This window comes from Serratia sp. SA088, assembly GCF_049065515.1.
Lineage (GTDB): Bacteria > Pseudomonadota > Gammaproteobacteria > Enterobacterales > Enterobacteriaceae > Serratia > Serratia nematodiphila.
On the sequence record NZ_JBAKGW010000005.1, the window covers coordinates 102,554 to 125,838 of the forward strand.

Consider the following 23,285-nt stretch of genomic DNA (forward strand, 5'->3'; position numbering starts at 1 on the left):
TTTTGCAAATTCACATTAATGCGAGGTGACGGCTTGAAGTTTATAAGCCCCCAGGTCATCAATATACATCAGGGTATATGGGGTGTTTTTCATCACCGCCTCTTTAGTTGCAGCGAAGACATCAGAGAATGGCGCAACCATCACGGAATCCACCAGCAGGTGCTTTTTATCTTTATTGTCGATATTCGCCACCGTCAGGTAGTAAGGGCTTTTATTAATGATTTTGAAACCTTTGCCGTTGGCCTGAATGTCGACGTTTTTAAGCGCTTCACCGGCGCCGCCGTTCAGACCGCTGGGACGATAGAACAGCTTTATCCGCGACTTGATCGCCAGTTGCAGCGTATTGGTGCCTTTCAGGTTTTCCGGCGTCGGCGGAATATCCAGCACGTTGAGATAGAACACGGATTCGCGATCCGACGGCAGCGCAACCCCCACTTTCTTAATGCGCAATTGTTGGCCGCTATCCCCCGAAACCTTCACCACGGGTGGTGAAAGCAAAAAAGGCACGTTAGCGGTTTCAGGCGTTGAATTGAGATCGCCATCATCGATCCAAGACTGCACCAAAGACGGGTCCTTGCCGTTATTCAACAGCTGCACCACAACATCTTTATTGCTTTCCGGATATATGACTCGGGTCCCGTTAATCACCACGTTCGCATGAGAATACGTGGAGCTGAACAGCAAACCGGCCAGAAATAAATACTTTTTCATCATCGACCCTTAACGCCAGACCCAAATATCGGGCCTGGCGATTTTCCAATTACAGATAAGAAATGGTGTAGGTCACGTTAGAGCTCAGAGCACCTACTTTCGCTTCGTCTGCATTGGTCTTGTAGTAATAAGCATCCAGTGTCAGGGTTTCAGACTCTGGCGCAGTTTTATCACCGATAATGCTGGTGTTGTAAGGCACGTTCAGCTGAATGGGGGTAGAAGAACCCGGTTCAGCCAATGAGAAGCCTACGTTTTTAGCAACGGCGGCGTCATTTTCATTAACGGAGTTGTTCAGCAAATATTTGCCATCGTTAGAGATGTTATCTGCAGAAGAGAAGTAAATTTTCAGCGGGGTGCCTGCGGTGCCGCTAGCTGGCGTACAGCCGGAGAAAGTCAGAGAGAATGATTTCTTGTTTTTAGTGATCGGGCCTACAGTCGTGCCGGCGTCTTTCACAGAAATTGGGCTCAGCGCAACGGTGAAGTCAGCGCTTTTGCCGCCGTTGATAGTACAAGTGGTGTCAGTGATCGCACCGGAGAAAGAAATAACGCCACCGGCGGAATTGTCTTCAGCCATTGCCGCAGCAGACGTCATCGCAGCAGCCAGCACCGCCAAAGAGATAATTTTCTTGTTCATGTAAAACTCCATTACTTTATTCAATCAAATAAACATATATAACCCCATACATGCAATAATGCCCTCCGGCCGCAATCGTCTTAAACGGCGAGCGGTATCAGATGTATTCATCAATGAATATATGTATTTATATATATAAAATTTTACCGAGAATCATCATGCATCCCCGGCATATTTTTCACCCACAGGCAAAAAAGCACACGTCCTTGTTATAAAAACTCCTTTTCATGATCCGCACTTATCACATTCCGCACGCTGAGTCATAAAAAAATCATCGTTCAGAAAAATAGCGCATAAAAGCGACACTAAAAATAATTTCAAATCGCCCCGCCAAATCACATATTACTTAAAAAACACCACCAAGAAGTGTCGCCTCAGTGGAGAGAAATTATACTCAGAGAGAACCCAAGCAAAACCTTATAATAATTTATAGAAAACAACAGACAGTAAAACCAAAAAATAAGCAATAATAATGAATAAATTCTTATAATTAAGCGGAAACAAACACAAAACAGGATAAAATCCTGTTTAAACTCAAATAAATAAGATATTTAAAAGAATTGATATAGAAATGTTGACTCCCTATATATAATGGTTAAAGCTATATTTAGGCTATCGTAACGGAATCATGACAGCACAAAAAATGAAGTATATCATAGAGTTAAGAATGGTTTTCTCGCCGGATGAGAAAAATCTTAAAGTCCAGGATAAAGACGAAAGCGTTTTGGAGCTTTCCAACCAGGCCACCCGTCTGTTGCTTGAGTTGATAAAGCACAATAAAGAAACAGCGTTACGCAACGAGCTGATTGCTCGGGTGTGGTTTGATTACGGTTTTACAGGTTCAAATAATAGTCTAAATGTCGCGATCAGTGAGTTACGCAAAGCCTTTGAGACATTCGGTCACGATCCGCAACTTATCACTACCATCCCTAAAGTCGGTTTTATTTTCAATGCTCGGGTCGAAGCAATTTTAAAAGAAGCTCCCGTTCTCGAGGAGAACATTCCTGAAACGTTACCGATTACAGAGATGCCTATTACCGATAACGAACCAGGCAAAGATGCGCCGTCCCCTATTCTCGCCGTCAGCGCCATTATTGCCTGCTTAGCGTTTATCGTGTCATTTCTCTATGTACTCACGCAGAACAAAGAGCCGGTTATTTATACGGAAACGCCTGCTTTATTGTACAATTACAAAAAGTGCAATGTTTATTATTTAGGCGTGAACCCGCCTCACGTGAAAAATACGATAATCGACCAGGCAAAAGCCGAACTTCGTAACGAACCGCTGGATTGTGAGACGACGCGTTATGATATTCTTTACAGCAAAGACAACGTAAGTACTTTTGTATCGCCCGTTTCGTTTATCGGTATTTGCCAGGTAGCCGATGATAGCAATTATAATAACTGTAAATCGATAAGAAGCGTGCAAGGAACAATAAAATGAAAAGGCTCGCGCTCATCTGTTCAACCGCTTTATTTTCATTAGCTACTGCAGCGACGGTACTCTGGTTCATCAGCAGCCGCTCGGATATAAAACTTCAATGCATGGGCGAACTGTTGTCGAGAAAGAACATTAACAACGAAGAATCCGTGACGATTCGCACCAACCTGCTGATTAACCTCTATAACAACCGGCATGGAATGATATTGCAAAAAGGCGGGCTAACGCTCGGGGACAAAGTTTATCGCATCGACAGAGAGATCAAGTTTCAGATGTGGGACTTAGACAATAAAGGCATCTACATTATCGATGATGTGAATATCAAGCCTTCTGCCTTGGATAACGTGCCGAAATCGATAGAAGAAAAATACGTTCTGCAAATCGACGGTAAAAGCAAGCAATATATTGAAATTGGAAAACTCAAGAATCAATATATCATCACCATGATTTCTTCGCCATTTCTCATATGCAAACGTTACTGACGGCAATATTGGGCACGCGGAGGAATAATCCGCAATATAGTGTGCCAATCGAAAGACATTGAACAGTTGAATCGCAGGGGTATTTTCCCGCAGCGGCGGCAGGCCGTTCATGATGCCGAAAAAAAACCCCGCGCTTGCGGGGTCAATGGCTTCTCTCACATCGTGCTTTCTTGTTATAAATGAAAGTTTATATACGCATTTGTAAATCTATATTTTAACCCTTCCAGGCTTTTATTTTATTATCCTTAAAGCTCTGGAAAGGCGCCCCATCACATCGCCGCGGAGGGTGCCGGCCGGTTTAATGGCGCCGCCGGCCTAAAGTACGTCGCCCTTTGAAGTGTCGATACAAGGCGAAAAAAGCCGTCACCAGCAGACCGCAAGCTGCGATTAATAAAATCTTTTCCATTGTTTCCTCACGTTACATTTCTACTGCATACCACTTTAACGGTATAAATGGGGGTAAAATTTGTCTTTATGCAAAAATTGGCGGTGATTTAAGTTAATCAAACCGAAAAACGATTAGGCGTGCCCTTCAGAAAATCTAATCGCACGAATGACCTTATGTAGGTTAAACAACCCTTTAACGCCTAACTTGTTCATAATATTGCTTTTATGGGTATGTGCTGTTTTATAAGATATCCCCATTATCTCAGATATCTCATTCATGCTTTTTCCATGGCACAGAAAGTAAATGATCGCCGACTCGCTGCGTGTAAAGTTCATATTATTGACATCTCCATAAAACGCCCATTCTTTCGGATAGTAGAAAGAGCGCCGTGAAAATATCGTTTTGATCTTCTCCCTGATTTTATCCATCTCGTCTCGTTTGGAGAGTATGGCGACCGCGCCCACTTTCCTTGCGAACTCCAGGATGTAAGAATTCGTTATTGATGTAAATATAACCAAATCAATATGTTGCCAAAGCAAGGCATTCTTGGTAATGAAAGATAATCCCGCAATAGGGTCGTTATCGCTGTCAACCAAATCCATAAACACCATATTGATGCCTTTCCTATCCACCACCTCCTGCAACGTCTCTATTCGTTGCGTATCGAAGATGGCCGTGACTTCAGGTATCCCCAGAAACATATCCACCAGCACGTTGGATACATAAGGAAAAGGTTCCAGTACGGCGATGCTTTCTACAGTTTTGTTCTTTAAAACAAGACTCCGATAGCTCCTATTCATATACCGCTCCCTCCGTGGGTGTTCCACGCAACGCTTCTACGTCTTACTTGACCGCAGTGCATCCGGCCAAAGCAGAAACCGAATGCAGCAGCATCAGAAATATTTGGCTATTTGTTGAATGTGTCCTTGATCCAACGCGCCCGCGCCATTTAACAGGCTGACCCAGGCTTTGATATAGGTGTACTTGGCCGAAGCCAAATCGCGTTTCGCGCTGTAAAGCTGTTGCTCCGCGTTCAGTACGTCGACGTTCACCCGTTGCCCCGCCAGCACGCTCTTGCGCGTGGCATCCACTTGTTCCGTCGCCGACTTGACCGCCAGCTCATACGCCGCCAGCTTGGCGCGGCTGCTCAGGCACAGGTTGAACTGTTTACGCAAATCGTTCAGCGTGCTCCCCACCTGCGCATCCATTTCATATTTTGCCTGGCCGTAGCTGGCCGCCGCTTGCCGGGTCGATGCGGCCACGCCACCGCCCGAATACAGCGGCATGCTGACCTGGATGCCGATGCTGTTGGTGCGGTACTTCTGGTTCACCGTGTTGTCGCTGCTGGAATCGTTTTCCGAGTGGGAAGCGTAAAGCTGCACCTGTGGGAAAAATCCCGCCCGGTTGCGTTCCACCTCGTACTCCGCTGCTTCCACGCCGTGCCGCGCCGCCGCCAACGTCGGGTTGTGCGCAATGGCTTTTTCACGCCACCCATCAAAGGTCGTCGGCGTGAGCGGCGCCACCTGGAACTTGCCAGGCCGCAGCCCGCGCAGCGTTTCCAGCTGATCCAGCGGCAGCCCGATGATCACCTCCAACTCTCGCTGAGCCGCGTCCAACGCGTCGCGCGCCTCTATCGCCTGCGCCTCCGCCAGGCTGAACCGCGCCTGCGTTTCCGAGACATCAGTCACCGTGCCTTCTCCCGCCTTCAGGAGACGATCGTTGAGCGCCAACTGCTCCTGGTAGGCCGCTTTTTGCGCCTCCGCCAGCGCGATTTGATCCCGGGCGTAGGCGACATCGACATAGGCGCTCACGACGCGCACCGCCAGATCCATAAACTTGCCGCGAAAACGCTCGTCGGACATCAGCGTCTGCGCCACACCGGTGCGGTAGCGCGCATAGGCCGCATAGTCGATCAGCGGCTGGGTCAGCGTGACCGAACCGGAGTAGCTGCGATATTGCTGCCGGGTGGTCACGTCGATGGTCTCATTGCTGAAAATGTTTACCCGCTGCGGGCTGGTGACCTGCTGCCAGTTCTTCGGCGAGTTTTGATAGCTCAGCGACACTTTCGGCAGCAGCCCCGCCCGGCCGATGTTTTCGTTTTCAGCGCCGGCTTCCTTCTCCTTCAGCGCCGCCAAAAAAGTCGGATCTTTTTGCATGGCCAGCGAGTACGCATCCAGCACGCCTATAGCCTGCGCCGGCGCGGAGAAGGCGAACAACGCCGCTCCGGCCAACGCGACACCGGCCAAATTCCTTGTCAGTCGTGCCACAATCATTCCTCCGACAGCGACGTACGCGCGCGATCCATAATCGGTTTGAACAGATAACTCAACAGTGAGCGCGAGCCGGTTCTGACGAACACTTCCACCGGCATGCCGGGTTTAATATCCAGTCCCGCCAGCATCTTCATGCCTTCCGGCGTCACCGTCGCCTGCATCTGGTAATACGGCTCGCCATTGGCTTTATCCACCAGGCGGTCGGCCGAAATCAGCGTGACTTCGCCCGGTATCTTCGGTGTTTTATTCTGATTGAACGCCGTGAACATCAGATCGACCGGCAGCCCCTGGGCCACCTTGTCCACCAGTTCCACCTTCAGGCGCGCATCCACCACCAGCGACGCCTGGCTCGGCACCACATCCATAAGATGGTCGCCGGCGCCGACCACACCGCCCTGGGTAAAGATATTCAGCCCGACGACCGTGCCGTTGACCGGCGCCGTGATCGAGGTGTTATCCAGATCGAACGAGGCCGTCTCCAGACGATTGCGGTATTCGCTGCTGTCCATCTGGGTTTGCGCCAGTTGGGTACGCACCTCGCGCTGGTAGTCCGCATTGCGCTGATCGATGCGCTGCTGTGACTCCTGCAGCTGTTTTTGCAATTGGCCGATGCGCCCCACCGTTTCATCAATGCTGCCGTTCACTTCGGCGAACTGCCGCTGGATCTCCAAATAGCGGTTGCGCGGCAGGTAGCCTTCACTGGCCAGCTGCTTCATGCTGTTCATCTGTTCCCGCAGGCTCGACAGCTGGATCGCCTTATTGCCCCGCGAGTCCTGCAGCCCTTTCAACTGATAACGCATGCCTTCGATCGACTGGCGATAGCCGTCGATTTCGCTTTTCAGCGCCTGCCGACGCGAGTTGAACAGCTGTTGTTGCAGCGTCAGGATTTCCGCGATGCGCGCTTCGCCGGCGAGTTTTTCCAACTCCGGTGAAAACGTGATGGCATCGCGCCCGTCACGCTCGGCCACCAGCCGCGCTTCGCTGGCCAGCGTGGTGTAATACTGATCGCTCAGGGAGTCGACCTGCGCCTGCGCCTGTACCTGGCTCAACTGCACCAGCACTTCGCCTGCTTTAACCGAATCGCCTTCCTTGACCTTAATGCTCTTGATGATGCCGCTCGCCGGCGCCTGCACCGTTTTACGGTTGCCGGAAACGATCACCGAACCTGCCGACACGACGCCTTTATCCAAGGGGGCGAACGCCGCCCAAATGAAAAATCCGAACAGCCCAAGGGCCAAAACCAACCACCCCAAACGGGTATATTTCTTCTCATCCTGAGGAAGCGCGACTTCCAGAGAAGTCTGCGGTGCGCTAACTGGCATAGACATACAGGTACCTCTGGCATCGGGCGGCCCAGCCGCCCGATTAGCCTGTAATTAATGGGTTTTCGTTTGCGCGAAGCTGCCTGCGGCGGCTGGCGCATTCACCGCACCGGCGACCTGGCGATTGGCCGGTTGCTGCTGTTTCTGAGCGTTGGCAAGCGCCTGCAGGACTTGCTGAGTCGGGCCGAACGCGTTGACAGCGCCGTTGGCGAGCAACAACAATTTGCTGGTCATCGACAACAGGTTGGTGCGGTGGGTGATCAGGATCACCGTCTTGTTGTGCTGCTGCAGCTGCTGAATCGCCTGATTTAGCGCCTTTTCGCCGGCGTCATCGAGGTTGGAATTGGGTTCGTCCAACACCACCAGCGCCGGATCGCCGTACAGTGCGCGCGCCAAACCTATGCGCTGCTTCTGCCCACCTGAAAGTCCGGCGCCGCCGTGGCCGATAATCGAATCGTAACCGTGCGGGAAGCGCAGGATCAGCTCATGCACGCCGGCCAATTTGGCGGCTTCAATCACTTTTTCCGAGTCGATATCGTTAAAGCGGGCGATGTTTTCCGCGATGGTGCCGGCAAACAGCTCGATATCCTGCGGCAGATAGCCGATATGCGGCCCCAGTTCATCTTTATTCCACTGGTAGATATCCGCGGTATCGAGACGAACGATGCCTTCTGAAACCGGCCAGATACCGACCAACAGACGCGCCAGCGTAGATTTGCCGGAAGCGCTCGGCCCGATGATGCCCAGCACGTCGCCCGGCTGCAGGGCGAAGCTGACGTTGTGCAAGACCGGTTCGCCTTTGGAACCCGGCGGCGTGGCGGTCACGCCTTCGACGGCCAGCGCGCCCACCGGCGCGGGCAGCGACATGCCGGTGCCGCGTTGCGGATGCTCATCGAGCAGCTTGACCAGGCGCTGATAAGACAGCTTGGCCGCGCTCCAGCTTTTCCACACGTTGATCACTTGTTCAATCGGCGCCAGAGTGCGCCCCATCAGGATGGAGCCGGCGATCATCATGCCGGGCGTGATATGGCCGTCGATGGCCAACCAGCCGCCCAACCCCAGCACCAGAGACTGCAGCGAGATACGCACGAATTTGGTGATGGCGGTGACGGTGGCGGCGCGTTCGCTGGCCACTCGTTGGCTGTTGAGAAAACGGCTGTGCAACAGGAACCAGCGGCGTTTCAGGTTCGGCAACATGCCCAACGCTTCGATCACTTCCGCATTGCGCAGGTTGGCGCTCGCCAGGCTGCCGGACATCAGGGAAAGCTTGCTCGCCTCCCCCAGAGGCTGTTTGGAGACCATTTCGTTGACTATCGCCAGCGCGATGAGCAACAGCGCGCCGACCAGCGCGAACAACCCAAGCCACGGGTTGAACAAGAAAATGACCAACAGATAAATCGGGAACCACGGGGCGTCGAAAAACGCGAACAGCGCATTGCCGGTCAGGAATTGGCGAACCGTGGTGAGATCGCCCAGCATCTGCCCTGCATCCGACGTTCCGTTCTTCAAGTTGGCCTCGTAGGCCGCGGTATAGACGCGCGTGTTCAGCCGCATGTCCAGTTGGCTGCCGATGCGGATCACCACCATGCTGCGCACATATTCCAGCAGCGACATCATGGCGTACATCGCCAACATGATGAGGGTCAACATCAGGAGCGTAATATCGTTGCGCGAAGGCAGTACGCGATCGTAAACCTGCAACATGTAGACGGAAGGAACCAGCATCAACACATTGATAAAAGCGGTAAAGATACCGACGGTCCAGAATATTTTGCTGCGCGTGCGTATAACATCCGCAATTTCATTACTGCCAATATACTGACGCAAATTAGTACTACCTTTTTTCAATATTGACGACAGAGAGAAAATGTAAATCCAAAGTTATTTGCCCGCGTAAAAGTTCGAGAGGCAAAAACAGGCGAGGATTTCTCCCCGCCTGGGGTCGACTGCTTTTGTTGCTGTTAAGCGTGAACCAGATCGCCGACGTTAGACTGCACGCCGTTGGTGGTGATGTCGTTGTTGTAGAACATGTGCGCCGCATCCTGGTGGCTTACGCCCTGCAGGAAGGCCAGGGTATCGCCGTTGTCCAGTTTGCCGTCACCGTTGTTGTCGATCAGCACATAGCTGCCTGCGCTTGAACCCACAACGCCCACGTGCGACAGCGGCTGGTCTTTGATGCCCAAAATGGCGTTGATGAAGCTGATGGTCGACGTAATGCCGCCGGTCAAAATGCCACCCAGAATGCTCTGCAGAGCATCGTTGGAGCTGTAGCCGTAATCGGCCACCTGGGTGCCGTTGTTGCCGTTGATGACACCGTTGTCAGACAGCGCCAGACCAGACTTCACATCCACCAGGGTATCTTGGTGGGTGTTAAAGTCATTGATGGTCACGCCCGCATCCGGGGTGCTGCTGAGCAGTTTGAAGGTGTCCGCGCCGGCGCCACCGGTCACATAGCTGTTGCCCATCGCGCTGATGACGTCGTCGTGAGCGGTGCCGGTGATGTGCACGTCATCGCTCTTGAAGCCGAACAGCGACGCGATCGCTTTGGTGATGCCGTTGAACGGGAACAGATCCAGGAAGTTCAGGATGATGCCCTGTCCGGTACCGGCGACGTTGGCGGTGATGTCAACGCCGGCGCTGTTGCTTGAAGCGTCGATAGTGCGCACGCTGCCGTTGCCGGAACCGATATCCAGATCCAGATAGTGGTTGCCGGAAATGTTCACGTTAGTCACCTGGCTGCTGCTGGCCAGATTCAGCACGTTGATGAAATCACCGCTGCCGTTGGAGTTGATGTTGACCGTGGACAACGCCGTGCCAAAGAGCGCGCTGCTGCTGCTGTTCAGCGAAACGGAACCCGCGTTTACATCACTGTTGCTCACCGCATTGAAGTTGATGTCGAACTTGCTGCTCGCATTCTGCAGGAAGGTGAAGTCCAGGCTGCTGTTGGCGGTAGCGTCACCGGTCACTTCCAACTGCGCCGCGTCAGCACCTTTCAAGTTGGAGATGTTGATCACATGCACGTCATTGGCAAAGCTGGACAGCACGAAACCTTGCGTCCCCAGCGTAGAGTACGCCGGACCGTTGGTCAGGCTGCCGGATTTGGCGACCTCATTGGCGGTCGCGTTGCCGGTGATCACGCCGAAGTCGAACTGATGACCGCTGTTCACGCTAACGGCAGCGCCGTTCAGCGTCGCCTGCGTGCCGCCGATGTAGCCGCCCAGATCGATCTTCTCGAAGCTGCTGAACTGACCGGCGTTGGTGCCTACGGTCGTTTTGTACGACGTGATCCCCAGGAAGGAGCTGGAGGTGGTCGTCAGCTGCTTGGTGATGAAGTTGGCGGAGATGGAGTCCGAACCATTGCCACCGTTCGCGCGCACGCTGCTGCTGACCACGTTGTAGCCGTTGGTGGCGTTGCCGCCCCATTTCAGCGCATCGTTGCCATTGCCCAGGTTGAACTGCGCGGTGCCGGTCGCGATGTTGGCGGCGGAAGTCACCTGCACGTCATCGCTGCCAGAACTGGCGTTCAGGATCACGTTGCCGTTGTTTACGGTAATGTCGACGCCCGTGTTCACGCCATTGTCCGACAGGTTGACCGTAGCGGCCTTGTTGCCGTTGATGGTCAGGTCAGCCAGGTGATCGGCGAACTTCAGGTTGACCGTGGTGGCCGCATCGGCGTTCAGCACCGCGTTGACCAGCACGGCGGTCTCTGCGTTGGTCAGCACATGGCTCGTGCCGGTGTTGACGCTGCCGGTGGCGTTGCCGCCCGCTGCGGAAGCGGACAGGGTCGCCGCAGTTTTGTAGGTCAGGCTGGTGCCGATATCGTATTCAAACGCGTGTTGCTGGGTCACCGTCGCCGCATCCGTTGCGGTAGAGGTACGCAGATCGTTGATGATGGCGGTGGTGATCAGCGCCTTATCGGAACCCAGTTTGGCGTACTGCGCCAGCTGAGCTGCGGTGGCCGGCGTGCCGTGCACTGCGGTGAACACATGCTGGATGTAGTCGTTGCCGCTCAGCTGCGCGCCTTTCTTCTGGAACTCAGCGGAGGTGATCAGCTTCGCCGTCAACGAGTTCAGCGAGTGCCCGTCCTTGCCCAGGTAGCTGCTCCAGTCGTCCAGGCCCTGCGCATCGACGTTACGCTGCGGGATAGCCAGGAAGATGGAAGCGACTTGCTCCTGAGAAGCCAGATCGGCGATCTGACCCGGCGCATGCGGGGTGGTGTCGTGCAGGAACTGCTGTTGCGCGCCCAGATCGTTCGAACCGACGGTGCCGCGCAGATCGTTAGTCACGTTCACCAACAGCTGACCGCGGTCTCCGCCATTCGCCAGGAAGGAAGTATAAGTATTCAGCTCAGCGCTGGTCGGCGCGCGGCCATAACCTTCAGTGAATACCAGCTTAATGAACGCGTCGTTAGACAGCCCTTTCAACGCCGGACGATCGTTGACAAACTTGGAGGCGGCCTGCTCAAACGTCAGCGTACCGGCGTTAATTTGGCTGCCCAGCGAGTTTACGGTGCCCGATACCGGATCGATACCGACCAGATAATACAGCGCCGTTACGTCGGCAACACCCTGCGCGCCGCCTGCAGCGTCATAGGACGGATACAGGATGGTGTTCAGTTGCTGATCGTAGGCGTTCTGAGAAGCCAGCGTGCCCTGATCAAAGCCGCTGTAGTTCAGCAGATCATTGACGATGGTGGTGATCGACGTTTCCAGGCTGGAGTTAGCCAGCAAGCCCGACAGATACCCCTCCGGCGCAGCTTTGCCGTAAGTGGAGGCATAAATGCTGTTCAGAATATCCAGATCGCTTTTGCCGCCATAGAGGCTGACACCTGCAGCAGAGTTCAGCAGGGTATCTACATAGCTTTCCGCTGTAATCTGGCCTTTTTCAATGCTATTGCCGACTGAGTCGAAAGTGGCAGCGTCAGCTTTTTCACCAAGCACTGAATATAACAGTGCTGCAGCCTCTTTCTGATAATTTAAAGATGCCATACGAAATCTTTCCTTAAACAGTTTATGACAGGTGCCAATCACCGCAAAGCTTGCAAGTGGCAGCTCAAGTTACTAATAACGAATACGTAAGCCCATGGTGTAAAGAATCATGGCTCAAAAGAGAAAGTGATTAGGAAATATGCCTATCAGTCCATGATAACCTAATGAAAGCGCAGTTAATCCATACAGAATCCTACCGACAAATATGCCAGTCATAAAATTCCCGAAAGCCACTTTCACGAACCAAATATATCCGAAAAGAAAAAACCAATCAAAAAAGCACCATCACTAGAGATAAGTATCGAAAAAAAATAAAAAATAAGAATAAAATCAAATAAAACAAAACACAATCGGAATAAATAACTATTTTAACGATAAAATTAAACACATAACTCCGTTTTAACACAGAATAATCAGTGAAAGTCAAAAAACAGCCAGTTAAATTTATTTTTATTATTCCCATTTATTGAGGAAATAATTAAAATTCAAAAAAAACATAAAAAACATAGCCATATAAAAGAACATCAAGAATTTAACAACACATAGTTTTATTATTCCTATTAATGAGTGATTGAGGCAAACCCAAATCACAACCGAACTCACAGTCCGAATTAGGATTTATCTCAGCGGTAAAGAGAATGATTATCCGCTCATTTTAAAATGAGAGCGGTTACATTCTGTTTTTCACCTAGGAATCACCTTATTCAATGAGAATTTTACCAAAGGAAAAACCTTAAATTACCCTAAGAGGAATACGCGGCATGTGAAAAATGATGTATTGATTGCTTCTACCTTTGCATTAATGTCATTTGATAGAGACAACCATAAATTAGGCGCATCTATTTGTTTTTTATTTGTTTTTCCCGATAAAAAACCAAAGTGGATGAGAATGAAAATCAAGTGAAATTTAGTTTAGACATAAAACAGCGATGCGACGGGCCATCAGGTTATAAAAATTAATATCTTGGGCTAAATCAGCAAAGCTTAGGCGATACGCTACCCTGCCGGGAGTTTTCCAGCAGAATTATCTTAACAGGACGATTATTATCAACGTTTTTACCAATGTATTACGCGGAATCGAATGACTTTCGCCGCGTAATATACCGCTAACACGTCAGACACGACTCATATCAACGCTGCCGTTCTCTTTTCTTCATTCAGATTGTGCTCCCCATTTCACCGGGGAGAGAGAAGTCCCGTAGAAATGGCGCATGCATTCAGGCTGGTGACGCAAAAGAGCAGACGTAAACGGAGTTTCTTTTTGGCTATTTCGATTTTTGGCGTATGAATTTTTTACCTGAGGATCAGGATGAAGAGCCCTTTACTGGGGGGTTTTTGCGCTTTGTTCATTCCTTGCCATCAAAGCGTGCATTACCAGGAGGTTGTCATCACCACGAACGGAAGGAAACATAAACGACCCATCTACGAAATTAGCACTTCATCTTCACTCATCGGCGCGAAATAAAAAATGAGAAAGCGTTTCGTAAAGAATGTGTAAGGGGAGACCACGAAATATGTAAGAGATTATTAATAGATTAGATGGCAGAGCATTACGCGGTAATACCCTACATTTTCTGATGGATTCGGCGCGAAAGCGTAAAGGAAGAGAGTGAACAATATGACGCTGATAATAAACGAGACGGCCCCCTGTTCGGCAAAATTACTTTGCTCTTTTAAGGGGGGCCGCCATTAAGGTAAGGCCCTGGTGAGGCGCAAGTAGAAAAGATTGCATCAGCAGAGCGTTCAGCGTTCGGATACGGTCTTTTCACTGTTTTTTCACCCTGCTATGCTGAGTATAAGCGCCCGCTCACCTGGTAGAAAAGGGTGAAAACCACCCTTGAAATACATTAATGAAAGTGATAATAGAAGCGGTTGGGGCAAAAGCGAATAGTTACATTTTGAATAATTAAATCAGGGGATTATATTAAAAATGAATATTAATATCACCGACAAACCCAACCCGCAGGATGAAGAGTTCGTTATCGACAGCCTTTGGGCGCACAATCACAAAACCCAGCCCGTAGACATTCACCCGCTGTTCCTGACCGTTACCGACGACAACCAGCAGATCGTCGGCGGCCTGGTCGCGCGCACCTGGTGGGGCGGCCTGGAAGTGCAGTATCTGTGGGTTGGCGATCAATGCCGCAAAAGCGGGTATGGCCGCCAATTGATGGAGTTGGCCGAAGAAGAAGCCCGCAAGCGCGGTTGCCATATGGCCTATGTCGATACCTTCGATTTCCAGGCCAGAGGCTTCTACGAAAAATTGGGCTACCGGGTCTACGGCGAGCTGGGCGACTATGCGCATCGCCACACCCGCCATTATCTGGCTAAAAGCCTGTAACGCGGCCTGAGCGGCACAGAGGTGGGTATGGGTTCATCACATAAAAATAATGAATCTTATTTTAAGGGCCTCATCACCATGATGGAGCACCTGAGCGAACCCTGGGGCATCAAAGACCACCTGTCCCGCCACCTCTATATGAACCGCGCCGCTTATCTCTATACCAATACGCCGCTGAATTTCGACGTCGCCGGCAAATATGACCACGAGTTCCCCGCCGACTGGGCCGACTCCGCCGCCGACTTTATCGAGCATGACAAGATGACCGAAGCGGCGCGCGATCGGGTCACGGTCATAGAAACGCACTACTGGTACGGCAAAGACAGCCTGACGCCGTTTATCAGCGAAAAGCTGCCGGTGTACAACGATGACAAACAGGTGATTGGCGTGATCTGGAACGCCAAGCCGATGAACAGCCTGTCGCCGCTGAAGTACATCAATCAGCAAAAACCCAGCGTGTTGACCACCGAAGTCAATAACGAGCTGTTCACCCGTGCCGAACTCGATGTTATTTTCCTTATGCTGCAACGATTTACGGTGAAAGAGATCGCCAAAATCTATAATGTCAGCAATAAGACCATCGAAAACCGCATTTATAACATTTACCAAAAGGCCAACGTGCATACTCAGCAGCAATTTGAGGAATACTGCAAATACGCCAATCTGGATAACTACATTCCCGATCGCCTGATAACCAAAGGCATTCAGTTTATTTGAACCGCAAGGAAGATCTCACCGTGATAAAGATCGAAGATTATCCGCTCACCCGGGTGCCGCAGGATAAACGAGTTTCGTTTTTAAGCGTGGCCATCGTGCATATGGGCATGCTGACCGCACTGGACCAGTTCATGCTCGGCGCCGTACTCGGCAATTCCATGACGCTGATTGACGCCTTCACCGCCATCTTCGTCGGCAGCCTGATCTTCGGCGTGGTGACCTACGGCCTGGGGCTGGCGGGCATGCGCGAAGGCATTTCCGGCAGCCTGCTGGCGCGCTGGTGCGGCTTCGGCCGTCTGGGCTCGGTGCTGATAGGCGTGGTGGTTGCCGTCAGCCTGCTGGGTTGGTTCGGCATTCAGAACGCCATTTTCGCCAAGTCGCTCGACTTCGCGCTCGGCAATAAGCTGGGCTTCGGCCTGGCCGCCGGGCTCTCGGGCACGCTATTGACCATCCTGGTGGCATTCGGCTTCAAGGCGCTGCGCATCGCCGCCCGTATCGCGGTGCCGATGTTCATCATGCTGGTGGCCTATATTTCGGTGACCGCGCTTTCCGGCCATAACCTGCAGGAGATCATCCAGCTGGCGCCGCCGGGTGAACCGCTGACCATCAGCGCCGGCATCACCATCGTCGTCGGCGGCGCCATCGTGGCCAGCCTGATGACCCCCGATCTGACCCGTTACTCCAAAAACGGCAAGCACGTGCTCGGCGTCACGCTCTTCACCATTATCGCCGGCGAGTTCGTGGTGAACGGCCTGGCGATCCTGATCGCCAAAACCCTGGGCACCGCGGATGTGGTCACCATCATGTCGCAAGCGGCCGGCGGCGCCGGTTTGCTGGTGGTGGTGTTCTCCACCCTGCGCGTCAACGATCTCAACCTGTACTCTTCTTCGCTGGGCATCGTCAATGCGGTGGAAGGCATCACCGGCAAGAAGCTGAAGTACACCTACACTACGCTGGTGATCGGTATTCTGGGCACCACGCTGTCGGTGCTGGGCATTCTTGACCGCTTTGTCGACTTCCTGACGGTGCTTGGCGTGGTCTTCCCGCCGATTATCGGCATCATGCTGGTGGACTATTATCTGCTGCGCAGCCATCGCAAGATCCTGGATGAGAGCCGCCGGAACGGCCAGTTGCCGAACGAAACGCCAACTATCGGCTGGGCGGCGATCGTCGCCAGCATCGCCGGCGGCGCCGTTGGCCTGGCGACCGAATGGGGCGTACCGACCATCAATTCCCTGGTCGCTGCCAGCCTGCTGTATTGGCTGCTTAAACTGGTCTTCAGCCGGGCGCAAAAACCGCTGGCATCACAGAAATCGCTCTGATTTTCGTGAACGCGGTAATGCACTCCTCCGGTAACGGGGGAGTGTTAGACGCTCGAAAAGGGGATTCAATGCAAAAGAATGAGCCGATCGCGCAGACAAACGGCCATGGTGGTTAGGGTCCCTGGTGTCGGTAGCAAGCTATCCATTATGCTCAGAGTGTGGCAACGCCCCCTCTGAGCTTTTTATTATAAAAACTGTCGGCTTCCGTGCTTTGATCGTAAAGAGAAACTTCAGCTTGAATGAACAGTAGCCCATGAAATCGGCTTTGGTCAACATAAAAGTAAACATAAAACCGGCTTTTGTGTTCACTTTTTCATAAGAAAAACCTAATCAATTGATTTGCACGGCTTTATCTTTCGCGCAGAGGAAGCAGACCGCCTCCGCTGATATCATTGCGCTAAACGGCTGACGGAAAACAATAATTACTGCTAATAATCAGTTCGTTACCTGCTCGCCTGCGCCTTTTTATCTGGACAACGCCACTGCGTAAGATATAGTGAAGCCTGCGTAATGTTTGTAAGGACAGCCAATGAAAACCACCAACGCACAGCGCAAAATCAACATCATTAAGAATATTGAATATCTGATGCGTACCCGCGGTGAAACCAAGGCTTCCTTTTCCAATCGCAGCGGCCTGACGCGCACGACTCTCTACAAAATTCTTGATGGAAGAGTGAACAACGTTCAGCAATCCACCGTGAATCGGATCTCCGATTTCTTCGGTGTCTCCTGTGAAGAGATCGAAGATTACGATCTGGAAAAGCTGGAGCTGCTTAACGAAACGCTGTCCACCGAAGGCAACAAGAACCCTTCCGCCATTCCGGTGATCCCGCAGTCGCGCTATCTGGCCGTCTCGCAGCGCAAGATCGGGCAACTGGTCACTGAGTTCCCTTTGACTTATTTCTTCGGCGATGAGTCGAACATGTTGGCAATGAAAATAGAGACCGAAATTAAAGGGTCATTTATTCCCGGCGAAGTCATCATCATCAAACGCCCGCCGGTACTGATTTGCGATTCGCCTTTGCTGTATCACTCGGGAAAAAGCGGCTTCTTTGTGGTTGACGACAAAGACAGCGAAAGCATGGACAAACGCCCTCAGGACACCGTGCAATTCCTGGGTTACATCGTTGGAGAAAGGCTATAAATGGAACCGAATCAGAAGTTCAAGCTGTTGGGCTTCACCCGGCATGGCACCATCGCGGCCAATGTTATGGTATTGGCCACCGGCAAAACCATCACCATGGGGCTGAATGAGCTGGCCGACAGCGAAATATCAGAAGATCTGAGCCGGCACGAGCTGCAGGCGCTGTACCGTAAACTCTATGGTGACAACCAACAAAAAACCGCCTACGAGCTCAGCGATCGCCATGAACGATCCTGGTACGCCTACCTGATTATTACCGTGGCGCTCAGCGTGATTTATATTTTCTCAACGCTGTGCGGCGTCAAGCCGATCCAAATCCCGGTGCTGAATCTCATCACGCCGCCGGCGATCTTCATTTACCCGCTCACGTTCATTCTGGTGGATATCCTCAACGAATTCTATGGCTTACGGCTGGCCAGGCGCACCATCATCATCTCGTTTATCGCCAATCTGACCTTCGTCCTGGGCGTTTGGGTAACGACGCTGGTGCCGAGCATTCCGCAGTGGGAGTACAGCGAGACCTACAACGGCATCGTGCACAGCATCATGGCGGTGCTGGTGGCCTCGTCGGCGGCCTATCTGATCTCCGAAAACGTCAACTCCTACCTGCTCTGCAAAATCAAAGAGTTGACCAATTCCCGCTACCTGTTTGTGCGCGTGATCACCAGCACCGTAGTGGCTTCGGCCATCGACAGCGTGGTGTTCTGTACGCTGGCGTTCTACAACGTGCTGAGCTGGGACATCATCAAAACCATGATCCTGTCGCAGTTCCTGATCAAGGTGGTTTACGCCCTGCTGGGCGTCGGGCCGATCTACGCCACCCGCAGTCTGTTTAATCGCTACATCAATACCGAACAAGCAAAGGGCAATGAATATGCATATCCAAAAGCAAGATAAAATCACCCATCTTGGCGCGAACTCCGATTATCCGGATCAATATGCTCCCGCATTGCTCGAAGCCTTGCCGCGTGCCCGCGGCCGCGATCTGATCGGCGTGGACGAGCGGCAACTGCCGTTCAGCGGCTTTGATCTCTGGACCGCCTTCGAGCTGTCCTGGCTCAACGCAAAGGGCAAGCCGGTGGTGGGCATCGGCGAATTTACCTTCCCGCATTCCTCGTCGAACCTGATCGAATCCAAATCGTTCAAGCTGTATCTCAACAGCTTCAACCAAACGCGCTTCGACAGCGTGGAACAGGTGAGCGCCGCCATGCAAAAAGATCTGTCGCAGGCGGCCAACGGCCAGGTCACCGTCAAACTCTATCCGGGGCTGGAAGGTTATCCGGCGCAAATCGATCGCCTGCCGGGCATCAATATCGACGATCTGGATATCACGATCGACGACTTCGCCTTCAAGCCGGAGTACCTGAGCGGCGCGGCCGAGAGAGGGGAGCACGTAGCGGAGACGCTGTCTTCCAATCTGCTGAAATCCAACTGCCTGGTCACCAATCAGCCGGACTGGGGCAGCGTGGTGATCCGCTATGAAGGCCGCCAAATCGATCGCGAAAGCCTGCTGCGCTACCTGATCTCCTTCCGCCAGCACAACGAATTCCACGAGCAGTGCGTCGAGCGCATTTTCAACGACATCAAGCAGAGCTGCCGCCCGGAAAAACTCAGCGTGTTCGCGCGTTACACCCGCCGCGGCGGCCTGGACATCAACCCCTTCCGCAGCGATTTCGAGACGGCGCCGGCGCTCGGCCGCCTGATCAGACAGTAAGCCTCATCCCCCAATGCTCCCGCCAGGGAGCATTGTTTCTCTCGCTTTCATCTCCCTGTTATTTTTCGCCATTATCGTCGTCAGCGGCTATCTTCAAAGCACACTGACGGAGATTAACGACGCATGCCTGACTCTCGCAGAAACATCCTGCGGGCTGCCGCCATCGGATCGACGTTCTCGCTGTTGCCCGCCTCGATTCGCAAAGCGCTGGCCATTCCCGCCAATAACCGCACCGGCACGTCGCACTCATAGGCGGCTGGAGGACGGTGAGCACAGCGTCAGCGACCCGCTGATGGGCATGGGATGATTCAAGGGAGTTCAAAAAGCGAAAGGATATCGCTTATCATTGCGTTCTCGTTCTTCGCCGATTACCCAAGGATCTTCATGCCCGCTGTTCTTATCGCCAAAGCCGGCCGCTGGTTGGCCGCCTGCGTTTTACTGTTGGCCGGCGCCACTCAAGCCGCGCCGATCGTCGTCACCGATGTCGCCGGCCGCCAGGTCACCCTGCCGCAACCGGCCAAACGCGTTATCCTGGCCGATGCCCGCGCGCTGCTGGCGCTGAATATTCTGCATCCGCAGGAGCCGCTGAAAAACATCATCGCTTGGGACAACTCGCTGAAGGTCAAAGCGCCGGATCTGGTTGAAGCCTACGCGAAAAAATTCCCACAGGTCATGCAGATCCCCACCTTCGACAACCCCTACACCAGTGATTTCAGCGTGGAAAGCGCGGTGGTGCGTCAACCGGATCTGATCATTTTCGACATTGGCCTGCTGAGCAAATTGAAAGACAGCGGCGTGCTGACCCAGTTGGAAAAAGTCGGCATCCCGGTGCTGATCATCGATTTTCGCCAACAGCCGCTGACCAACACCGTCGCCAGCATGGCGCTGTTGGGTAAAGTATTTGACGAGCAGCCCAATGCCGACACCTTCATCCGTCTCTATCAGCAGCGCCTCGAGCTGGTGCGGCAGCGGGTCGCCACGCTGAAACCGGAGCAGCGCCCCAGCGTCTTCATCGAGCGTAGCGCCGGCATCAAAGGCGAACAGTGCTGCAACACCTTCGGCAAAGGCAGCTTCGGGCAGTTCATCGAGACCGCCGGCGGCAATAATATCGGCAGCACGCTGTTTTCAGACATGGGCGGTGAAGTGAACGTCGAACAGGTGATCAGCAGCAACCCGGATTTCTATCTGCTGACCGGCGCCGACTGGAGCCGCGGGCATCGCGGCACGCTGGCGGTGCCGCTGGGTTACGCCACCGATATGGCCACCAGCCAAAAGAAACTGGCGCACCTGCTGGATCGCACCGGCATTAACGTGCTGAAAGCGGTGAAAGAAAAACGCGTGATGGCGATTTACCATCAATTTTACGACACGCCGCTCAACTTTATCGCGGTTGAGGCGATCGCCAAGTTCCTGCACCCGGCGCTGTTTAAAGATATTGATCCGCAAGCGGATATCGAAATGGTGCACCAGAAATTCACCGCGCTGGATTACAGCGGCGTCTTCTGGCTTACGCCGCAATAGCCCCCGCCAGGGCCCGCCAGCCGGGCCCTGTTTCCCGCATTCATTATTTAGTTACCCGCTTAACTATCCCGTAACAATTCTATTTACTTGCCAATAATTATCATTAAGATTGTCTTTTCTAAAAAAACACATCCGGGTCTGAAACTCTTAAGGCATTATTATGTCACCCCTTTTTCGGCTTTCTCTGCTAACGGCTTCCATCGCCATCGCATTCCCTGTCCTTGCTACTGATAACTCATCTCAGAACGATACCGACACCGTGACCGTCGTCGGCAACTGGCTGGACAACCCTGATACCAGTTCGGTGCTGCTCAACCATCCGGGCGCGCGTTCCATCGTCACCCAGCAGCAAATGCACGAACAGGGCGACCAAACCATCGCCGATAGCCTGCGCGGCGTACCCGGCGTGCAGGTGCGCGACAGCAACGGCACCGGCGGCAGTGACATCTCGCTTAACGTCGGCGTACGCGGCCTGACTTCGCGTCTTTCTCCACGCTCCACCATTCTGATGGACGGCGTCCCGCTGGCGGTCGCGCCTTACGGCCAGCCGCAGCTGTCGATGGCCCCGCTGTCTATCGGTAATCTGCAATCGGTGGACGTGGTGCGCGGCGGCGGCGCGGTGCGCTACGGGCCGCAGAACGTCGGCGGCGTGATCAACTTCGTTACCCGTGACATTCCCAAAACGTTTGGCGGCACCGCCAGCGTACAAACCCAGGGCGCCAGCCACGGCGGCCTGAAGACCCTGACCAGCGCCTCCGTGGGCGGCACCGCAGACAACGGCCTCGGCGCCGAACTGCTCTACTCCGGGCTGCACGGCCAAGGTTACCGCGACAACAACGACAACACCGACATCGACGATTTCATGCTGAAAACGCGTTATGCGTTCACCGATCGTGACGAGCTGCTGGCCAATTTCCACTACTACGACGCCAAAGCCGGCATGCCGGGCGGGCTGAGCACCGCGCAATACGCGCAAAACCCGTTCCAATCCACGCGGCCGTGGGACCAGTTCGAAGGCCGCCGCAAGGATATGTCGTTCAAGTACAAACATCAGGAAGACGACAAACAATTCGAAGTGTTGACCTACTTCACCGACAGCTACCGCGGCAGCAACATCGAATCGGAAGGCACCGGCAAAAACGCGGGCCAGCGGCGCATGGTCTCCTATCCGCGCCACTATTCAACCTGGGCTATCGAACCAAGTTACTCGCAGGTCTTCCGTTTCTGGGATATGGCGCACGAGATCACCCTCGGTTACCGCTACCTGAATGAAACCATGGATGAAAAGGCGTCGCGTTCGGCCTGGTATAACCCGGCGAATATCGGCTCGACGCCGGAGACCCCGGATTATTACCAGCACACCTCCGGCGGCACCGCGGCCAACGCGTTCTATATCGACGACACCATTAACGTCGGCAACTGGACGGTCACGCCGGGCCTGCGTTATGAAAGCATCCGCACCCACGTGGACGATTCGTTCAACAATATCAGCCGCAAGAAAAGCTACAGCGAGCCGCTGCCGTCATTGAACGTGATGTACCACCTGTCCGACGCCTGGAAACTGTTCGCCAACGCCAACACTTCGTTCGGCAGCATGCAGTATTTCCAACTGACCAAAGGCGGCAACGGCAACCAGCCGGCGCCGGGGCTAACGGCGGAAAAAGCGCACACCTATGAATTCGGCACTCGCTACGACGACACCGTAGTCAAGGCCGAGGCCACGCTGTTCTACATCGATTTCGATAACCAGCTGCAGTACATCAGCAACGACGTAGGCTGGACCAACATGGGTGCCACCAAGCACAAAGGCATCGAGCTGGCACTCAGCTACGATCTCAGCGAACTGAATCGCGCGCTCGACGGCGCCAGCGTCTACACCAGCTATACCTACACCAAGGCCAGCACCGACAAGGGCGACTTCGCCGGTAAAGATCTGCCGTTCTACTCGCGCCAGGTCTATACCGTCGGTACACGTTACGCCACCGGCAGCTGGGTATGGAATCTGGACGGTTATGCGCAGTCGAAACAGCATTCGCCGGGCACCGGGCCGGAGTACATCACGCAGGAAAGCGCCGATGGCCAGTTCGGCAATATCGCCGGTTACATGGTGTGGAATATGCGCGGGGAATATAACTTCGGGCCGCAGCTGTCGAACCTGACGCTGGGTGCCGGGGTGAAAAACCTGTTCGATCAGCGCTACTTCACCCGCTCCAACGACAACAACTTCGGCAAGTACGTCGGCGAACCGCGCACCTTCTTCGTGCAGGGGTCAATCGCCTTCTAATGC

Annotated in this window: 18 protein-coding genes; 11 read left to right on the top strand and 7 right to left on the bottom strand. The window is 53.2% G+C overall.

Annotation, left to right across the window (positions count from 1 at the left end):
- Positions 1-15 precede the first annotated feature (15 nt).
- Positions 16-711 (bottom strand): fimbrial biogenesis chaperone, encoded by a 696-nt coding sequence (locus ACOWVD_RS14365; RefSeq protein WP_049241570.1) that lies wholly within the window; start codon positions 709-711, stop codon positions 16-18.
- A 49-nt stretch (positions 712-760) separates the two neighbouring features.
- A complete protein-coding gene (locus ACOWVD_RS14370) occupies positions 761-1,345 on the bottom strand; it encodes a fimbrial protein (protein WP_049241569.1) in 585 nt (194 codons plus the stop codon).
- A gap of 628 nt (positions 1,346-1,973) precedes the next feature.
- On the opposite strand from ACOWVD_RS14370, the gene ACOWVD_RS14375 reads away from it, so the two are divergent.
- Positions 1,974-2,789, top strand: coding sequence for a winged helix-turn-helix domain-containing protein (locus ACOWVD_RS14375; RefSeq protein WP_420286436.1), 816 nt, complete (start codon positions 1,974-1,976; stop codon positions 2,787-2,789).
- Positions 2,786-3,268: a hypothetical protein gene (locus ACOWVD_RS14380; protein WP_049241545.1), complete on the top strand. Its 483-nt coding sequence runs from the start codon at positions 2,786-2,788 to the stop codon at positions 3,266-3,268. The genes ACOWVD_RS14375 and ACOWVD_RS14380 overlap by 4 nt, the downstream gene beginning before the upstream one ends.
- Before the next feature lie 519 nt (positions 3,269-3,787).
- On the opposite strand, the gene ACOWVD_RS14385 is transcribed toward ACOWVD_RS14380, so the two are convergent.
- The 5 genes from ACOWVD_RS14385 to ACOWVD_RS14405 all read right to left on the bottom strand — a co-directional run bounded on the left by ACOWVD_RS14385 (position 3,788) and on the right by ACOWVD_RS14405 (position 12,239).
- Positions 3,788-4,456 (bottom strand): LuxR C-terminal-related transcriptional regulator, encoded by a 669-nt coding sequence (locus tag ACOWVD_RS14385; protein ID WP_049241544.1) that lies wholly within the window; start codon positions 4,454-4,456, stop codon positions 3,788-3,790.
- 93 nt (positions 4,457-4,549) lie between these two features.
- Positions 4,550-5,923, bottom strand: a complete 1,374-nt coding sequence (locus ACOWVD_RS14390) for a TolC family outer membrane protein (RefSeq protein WP_049241567.1) — start codon at positions 5,921-5,923, stop codon at positions 4,550-4,552.
- Positions 5,924-5,925: 2 nt separating this feature from the next.
- On the bottom strand, positions 5,926-7,257 hold the full coding sequence (locus tag ACOWVD_RS14395) for an HlyD family type I secretion periplasmic adaptor subunit (RefSeq protein WP_049241543.1): 1,332 nt from the start codon (positions 7,255-7,257) through the stop codon (positions 5,926-5,928).
- Between the two features lie 48 nt (positions 7,258-7,305).
- A complete protein-coding gene (locus ACOWVD_RS14400; RefSeq protein ID WP_370531153.1) occupies positions 7,306-8,976 on the bottom strand; it encodes a type I secretion system permease/ATPase in 1,671 nt (556 codons plus the stop codon).
- Positions 8,977-9,212: 236 nt separating this feature from the next.
- Positions 9,213-12,239 (bottom strand): beta strand repeat-containing protein, encoded by a 3,027-nt coding sequence (locus tag ACOWVD_RS14405; RefSeq protein ID WP_049241539.1) that lies wholly within the window; start codon positions 12,237-12,239, stop codon positions 9,213-9,215.
- Positions 12,240-14,169: 1,930 nt separating this feature from the next.
- Between ACOWVD_RS14405 and ACOWVD_RS14410 the strand changes: the two genes are divergently transcribed.
- From ACOWVD_RS14410 to ACOWVD_RS14450, 9 genes are all read left to right on the top strand, one after another.
- Positions 14,170-14,580: a GNAT family N-acetyltransferase gene (locus ACOWVD_RS14410; protein WP_004937348.1), complete on the top strand. Its 411-nt coding sequence runs from the start codon at positions 14,170-14,172 to the stop codon at positions 14,578-14,580.
- A gap of 27 nt (positions 14,581-14,607) precedes the next feature.
- Positions 14,608-15,297: a helix-turn-helix transcriptional regulator gene (locus ACOWVD_RS14415; protein WP_004937346.1), complete on the top strand. Its 690-nt coding sequence runs from the start codon at positions 14,608-14,610 to the stop codon at positions 15,295-15,297.
- A gap of 20 nt (positions 15,298-15,317) precedes the next feature.
- A complete protein-coding gene (locus ACOWVD_RS14420) occupies positions 15,318-16,619 on the top strand; it encodes a cytosine permease (RefSeq protein ID WP_049241566.1) in 1,302 nt (433 codons plus the stop codon).
- Between the two features lie 529 nt (positions 16,620-17,148).
- A complete protein-coding gene (locus tag ACOWVD_RS14425) occupies positions 17,149-17,763 on the top strand; it encodes a helix-turn-helix domain-containing protein (protein ID WP_004937341.1) in 615 nt (204 codons plus the stop codon).
- Positions 17,764-18,660 carry a queuosine precursor transporter gene (locus ACOWVD_RS14430; protein WP_004937338.1) on the top strand — a complete coding sequence of 299 codons (897 nt, stop codon included), beginning with the start codon at positions 17,764-17,766 and terminating at the stop codon, positions 18,658-18,660.
- A complete protein-coding gene (gene queF / locus ACOWVD_RS14435; protein ID WP_049241565.1) occupies positions 18,638-19,477 on the top strand; it encodes an NADPH-dependent 7-cyano-7-deazaguanine reductase QueF in 840 nt (279 codons plus the stop codon). Before ACOWVD_RS14430 ends, queF begins: the two co-directional genes overlap by 23 nt.
- A gap of 123 nt (positions 19,478-19,600) precedes the next feature.
- Positions 19,601-19,729, top strand: a complete 129-nt coding sequence (locus tag ACOWVD_RS14440) for a hypothetical protein (protein ID WP_274851958.1) — start codon at positions 19,601-19,603, stop codon at positions 19,727-19,729.
- A 132-nt stretch (positions 19,730-19,861) separates the two neighbouring features.
- Complete coding sequence (locus tag ACOWVD_RS14445; protein WP_421105639.1) at positions 19,862-20,998, top strand: ABC transporter substrate-binding protein; 1,137 nt, start codon at positions 19,862-19,864, stop codon at positions 20,996-20,998.
- Positions 20,999-21,158: 160 nt separating this feature from the next.
- Positions 21,159-23,282 carry a TonB-dependent receptor family protein gene (locus ACOWVD_RS14450; RefSeq protein ID WP_033645775.1) on the top strand — a complete coding sequence of 708 codons (2,124 nt, stop codon included), beginning with the start codon at positions 21,159-21,161 and terminating at the stop codon, positions 23,280-23,282.
- The last annotated feature ends 3 nt before the right edge of the window (positions 23,283-23,285 follow it).